At 64.0% G+C, this 5864-nt stretch carries 4 protein-coding genes and 1 pseudogene; all 5 read left to right on the top strand.

What is annotated here, in order from left to right; genetic code table 11:
- Positions 1 to 847: pseudogene (locus NZM16_RS13060) on the top strand (hypothetical protein); the annotation flags it as partial.
- Between the two features lie 13 nt (positions 848 to 860).
- Entirely contained in the window at positions 861 to 2237 is a 1377-nt protein-coding gene (locus NZM16_RS13055; RefSeq protein WP_295480775.1) for a hypothetical protein, read from the top strand.
- Positions 2238 to 2394: 157 nt separating this feature from the next.
- Complete coding sequence (locus NZM16_RS13050; RefSeq protein ID WP_295480773.1) at positions 2395 to 3480, top strand: hypothetical protein; 1086 nt, start codon at positions 2395 to 2397, stop codon at positions 3478 to 3480.
- Positions 3481 to 3902: 422 nt separating this feature from the next.
- Complete coding sequence (locus NZM16_RS13045; protein ID WP_295480771.1) at positions 3903 to 5228, top strand: hypothetical protein; 1326 nt, start codon at positions 3903 to 3905, stop codon at positions 5226 to 5228.
- Positions 5229 to 5281: 53 nt separating this feature from the next.
- Positions 5282 to 5728, top strand: coding sequence for a hypothetical protein (locus NZM16_RS13040; protein ID WP_295480769.1), 447 nt, complete (start codon positions 5282 to 5284; stop codon positions 5726 to 5728).
- The last annotated feature ends 136 nt before the right edge of the window (positions 5729 to 5864 follow it).

Below are 5864 nucleotides of genomic sequence, written 5' to 3'. Positions count from 1 at the left end.
GCAGGCGCCGCCCGCCGCCCCCCAGCCCGTTCCCACCTTCGCGCCGCCCACCGCCACGGCGATTGCGGAGCGGATCGCTACCGCCACGGCTTCCGCACCCCCTACCCCCACCCCCGCGCCCCTGTGCCCGGATGATCCGCGGCTGTGGCGGCTGGTGGAGATGCGGCCCTTCCTGGATCCGAAGACAGGCAATCCCATCCAGATGCTGAAACCGGACTACCGCATCGAGCCCCTGTGCGTTTATCAGGGTTTCTGGCGAGATGTGGCGCACTCGCTGTTCCTGAGCGACCCCCCGAAGCCCACAGTGGAGAAGGAGGTGAAGAACGTCCCCTGGTATTGGAAGCCCGGACCAGATATCGTTTACTATCCCCACTACCCGGATCAGCAAAAAAGGGATTTCCTGTTTTACGATCGGGAAGGGCGGCGGATTGACGAGGTGCTCACCCCGATCACGGCGGCGTGGACGGGGGATCCCGACTACCCCGTGGTGGTCTACATGTATCGGGACTATCCGGGTGCCGCTTACGTCGTCCAATGGGAGAAGGGACAGATTGTGTCGATCAGTCGGGTTGTTCTGTCCTCCAAAGAGGAAACAGTGGTGCGCCGTGTGTTTGTATACCTGTATGATGCACAGAGCAAGCACTGGGTGATGGGCAACGCGCGGTTTCGCTACGAGCGGGCGATCCATTCGGTTTCGGGGGATGGGAGCTGGTTCTGGGAGGTCTACGGGGTGCCGGGGTTCCGGCGTTCGGAGCTGGCAGCCAGGTTCGGATTGCGAGATTTCTTCCCTGAGCGCATCAACCTGCAGGAGTGGACGCTCAGCGAGCCTATGGAAATCGCTCCTTAGAGGGGGGTCTTCGATGAGAGCCATTCGCTACATCTTATTAACAGTCTTGAGCCTGATTCTGGTCGTAACAGCGGTTTTCCTCGAATTGGGCAATGTTTCCCCGGTTTTTTCAGATGGCTCAGGCTGTTTTGATGCATACAACTGCCCTCCGCCCCCGCCACCAACGGAAGAAACCATCATCGAGGAAGGCGGGGGATCGGAGCGAAGGGAGGGCGGGGGCCAGTGGCGGTGCACGGGGCCGGTGATGGTGGGGATCATTGTGCCTGTGGGGGAGAGCACGTGCGGCGTCGTCAACGTGGTCGTGGAGTGTGATGGTCGCATCACCCATCGCGATCCCGTCTATCACTCCGTCGGCCCGTGCCCGGTTGGCGCGGAGCACTTCCGGAAATACTGCGACCCGGCCTCCGCCTTCTCCGCCAGCGATGGGTTCTGTGAGCTGGTGGACTACTATGGCAACCGGATCCGGCTGCGGGTGACGGCCCCCCCGCACGAGTTCCAGGCCCGGCCCTACCCGGTGGGCTTCGTCGCCCGCGAGGATGTCTTCGGCGTCTTCCATCCCACCTTCCGCATCCGGTGGATCCCGCCCGCCCTCGGGAACCCCGGCGGCGATTTCCCCACCTACGCCGACTCGGGCTGGCGTCTATGGATGTGGGGAGGAAATAGGGGGCCGGGCAATCCGCAGGATCACCCGTTCCCGTGCCATTTCAGCGAGGCGGAGCTGCTGGACCGGAATGTCCCGGCTGGCACAATTTGCCTCCGAGCACAGTTGTGGTCAGCACCCGACTATGATGCCGCCCTGAACCCCATCCTGCTCCCCGGAAGGTTGGAATACCCGACGCGAAACCTTCAGACCCTGATGCCGCCTGGCCAAGTGATCGAGCTGAACTTTCCCTACGCGTCCCATCCGAACACCAGGCAGACGGCGGACGTCCGTTTCGGGAGGATTGGGGAGCTTCCGGCCTTTCCGGGCTACTTCCAGCGATGGTGGAAGGTGCGGTTCCGGGTGGAGACGAAGGTGGTCGAGGACGTTCCCGGAACCCGAAGGGTCTGCCGTCCGACGTCGAGCAGGAATGTTCGGGATGGCTGCTACGTGATCGAGAATGGCCAGGAGCGTCCCGGCGAGTGGGTGACGGAGACATATGTGGAACGGAAACGCTGGGTGGAGGGCGAGACGAAGGACAGGGTTCTGAACCTCAGGGAGCTGGGACATCCCTATGACGCCATGCATCCCCGTCGGGGGATCATTTACGGTCCGGATATGATCTTCCATACTAACCTGGTGTTATGGAACGGAACCTGGTGGCTGTGGATTCCCATCGCGGTGCGGGAGGGACAGGGGGTGGTGTGTGCCAATCCGGGATGTGTGGGGGAGGAGCCAGCGCTCCCATGAATCCTGGAGAGCCAGTGTCTATCATATCCATGAACGAATATGCATCGCGCTCCTGGGAGTTGCCGCTGGCGGCATGCAGGGACTGCGGCTTGGATCGGGCCTCTATCCTTGAGCAGCAATCCTCTCTCGTTTTTCTCAAGACGCGATGGAGGCAGCGATGAGCGGGGCGTTGCGGATCAACCCGGATGAGGTTCGGGAGCGGATCCAGCGGCTGAGGAGGTGGCGGGAGGGATGGGCGGAACGGCTGGAGGCGGCGAGGCGGACGTCGCGGATGCTGGCGGAGGCGGTGCGGGCGGTGCCGGGGCAGCGGTGGGAGATGGAAGCGGGGCGGCACGCTGTCGGGCTGGCGAAGGCGGGAGAACGGGCGGAAGGGCTGGCCCAGGTGCTGGAGAGCGCCCTGGCGCGTCTGGAGGCTGCCTTCCAGGAGGCCGCTGCTCTTCTTCGAGAGCCCATCCCTCGGCCAATCGTGACCACTACGCCGCTGGCTGTGGATGCCCATCAGCGCCCGCTGGCTAACCAGTTCAGCATCGACTTCCCGACCCCTTCGGGTCCTGTGCCCTGGTCAACCGCATGCGGTCCAGTGGCCCTGAGCATGGTGCTCTCCCGAATTCAAGGCCGGCTCATCCCCGCTCAGGAGGTCGCGAACAAGCTGGTCGAAGTCACCGGGAAAACCCCGAGACTTAACCCTAAAGGGCACGTTAATATCCTCACCACCCATCAAGATCTTCTGCGCACCGCTCGCGCCTACGAGGGCGTCCAGGCGGAGCGCCTCACGATGCATTTTAAGGCGGGGCGGGATCCCTCCGAGCAGGCGTGGGAGCATCTGCGGGAGGCGACATCCCGGCCCGGTGGGGTGATCGCCCTGGTGACCGCAAAGCGCTCCACTTCCGAGCTCACCCGTAAGGCGGAAAGTTGGGTTTTTAACGGCCTGTTGGCGGAAGAGGTGATTGGGGACCCCGCGCAACGTCGTGAGGGGGATGGCGGCCTGCTCACCGGCACGCGCCATGCAGGGGAGAACGGGATCGCCCACTGGGTGGTGGTGGATCACGTGGAGGAGGTAGGGAATCAGCGGTATGTGGTGATCAACAACCCTTTCCACAACCGCTCCGAACGCTATCCCTGGGAATACTTCTGGCGTTCCCTCAACCATCAGGCTGTTGGGCCGGATTCCTGGTGGTTTCTACGCTTCTACCCTTCGGCTTCTTCGGAGCGGCCCGGGGTCAGAAGGCAGGGATCGGAATAATCCCGTGAGGCGGGGAAGGGGTTTCGCCCGTCGCCGGTGAGGCGCACGGATGGCCCGGTCGGAGCCCAGCAGCCCTCGCTCTTGGGGCACCGCGTTGGTCCGCCGCACTCCAGATCGCTCCGTCGCCCGGATATATGCCCTTGTAGCCGGCGCCCCCGCCCCATCGCTCTACGCTGGCCTCTCGATCCGGCAGCCCTCGGCGGCTCCGCGTGCCCCCTTCGGAGGACTTCCCGGGGTTCGGATCGTCCGTGAAACCGAAGGGGGTGTCTGGATCAAGCTGGAGGGGATCGATCGCAAAGACCTTTCACGCCGATACTCCACAGCCGCCATCCATAGGGTAACCCGTGCAGTTCCTTTTTGAACCGACATCGATGGCGCAGCGGGGGATGTCAGGACGGAGCATAAACCTGAGGAGGAAAGCGATGAAGCGTTGGGCGTGGATCCTCGGATCGCTCGCGCTGGTGTTGTGGGGTTGCCAGACCGGTGATCAAGCGGCCCGGCCCTCCCCCTCTCCCTTCCCTTCGCCCTCCCCGATCATCCCGACGGCCGTTGCCTCGCCCACACGGACGCCGAGCACGCCGACGCCTTCGCCGGTTCGCCCGGCCGCCTCCCCAACGGCTACGAAGGACCCATCTCGAGTCTCTCCAGGTCCGATCGCCTCTTCTCGGCCCCCAGCGCCTCTGCCGGATGGGTTTCAGACGGGGGCGGACTGGATGCTCATCTTTCGGCCGGCCCTGGATCAGAAGACCTGGATGGATGGCGAGATATGGCTGAGCAACGGCCAGCGCTGGATCGGCCCATGGCCCTCCGATGTTTTTGGCCCCTTCTGGACTTCCTTGGATGGAAAGCTGGCGTTCTGCTACTACCGTTTGGATGCTTCCCTCGGCCTGCCAACGTGCGAGACGGTGCCGCCTCATCTCCGGATCCAGCCCGACAAGAGATCGGGCCAGACGCTCTCCGGGGGGATCCCGCCTTCACCCGACGATCCTTGGTTCCCGTGTGGCGAGAACGGAGCGCTGTGTCTCCGCCAGGGCGATCGGATCCTTTCGGGGCCGTTCCGCCTCCCTCTCCCCGAGATCCTTCTTGAGGGAATCCGTTCGGGACAATCCCACTCCGAGGCCGAGGCGCCGATGCGCCTGGAAATGGCTGGATGCGTGACGGATGACCGACGGCGTGCGGTCTTTGCGCTCCGGCGTCTGGGTGGGACCTCCGAAATGGATGCGGGCCCGGAGTCGCCCCTGATCTTCGCCGGTGCGGTTTACTGGGTGGATCTGGAATCCGGTCGAGTTCTGACGGCTCCCACGAATGCCCCGACGTGGCCAGACGAGCAGGATGTGGCCCGCCGCTTGGCCAAGCAGGGTGTTTTCCCCCCGTCTTTCCTCCCATTCTGGGAGCGCACTCTCTCAGAGCCAACCGTCGAGGGTCTGATCGGATGCTCGCCCAGCAACCAGTTCGCCCTGGTCGCCAAGATGACGTCGCATCGGGGGGAAGATGTCTACTTTCCGTCTGATGTGGAGCGCTTTTTCCAAACTCCCCGTTTAATTATTCCCAACTGGTCCTTTGTGATGGTGGGATGGGTGATTCGACTGGAGGACGGATCGGGCTATCCGCTCACTCTCTTCCATGAGCTGTTCACTCAGGGTCATACCATTCAATGGGTTAAATACAAGAGCTTAGGGGATTATGAGGTTGGGGGGCTGAAATACCTACCGCCGACCCATCCGCTCCCGTGGTGGGGGAGCCCGTAGAGAGGGCGATCGGGCCGCATCAGGGATGGACACCCCGATGGGAGCAGCCGGATATGGAGATCGAGCCGGGCGCGTGGATCCGAGCGGCGCTGCTGGCATCGACAGCGGGGGTGATGCTCTGGGTCGATCGTTGCTGGGATCTCCCGGAGGGGCGGATCCCCCGGCTGGTTGCGATCCCCCTGATGGGGATGGGGCTGGGATGTGCCATCGCGTTTCGGGATCTCTCGGGTCTGATCCTCTGGCCCGCTTTCTACCTGGGGTGGAAGGCCGGGGGCGTGGGCGGGGGGGACGCCAAGGCCTGGATGGGGATCTCGGCGATGGCCGGGATCCTGGGGGCGGCGGCGGGGCTGCTGGCCCTGGTGGTGCTGGCCCGCGCCCGGCTGTGGTGGATGGGATACGGGTGGGTTTTCGGGTTGCGGCCGCCGGCCCGCCCCCCGATGGCCCTGCCTACCGCCGGGATGGCCTTGGGGGCTGCACTCATCTGCATCTTGAGTCCGTGAGAGATGGGGAGACAGCTGTCTGAATTCGTATGAGGCGGCCGGGGCTGTTGTGGGCCGCCTTGCCCACCCTAGGGCGACAAAGAAGTTGCGCCGGTCGCTCTTCGCTCGCCGGGCCTGTTCTCTCTCCCTCTGGCCC

Source organism: Thermoflexus sp. (genome assembly GCF_025055495.1).
In the GTDB taxonomy this organism is placed as follows: Bacteria; Chloroflexota; Anaerolineae; order Thermoflexales; family Thermoflexaceae; genus Thermoflexus.
Note: the sequence above shows the minus strand (reverse complement) of the source record. Positions and strands in the feature narration are given on the sequence as shown.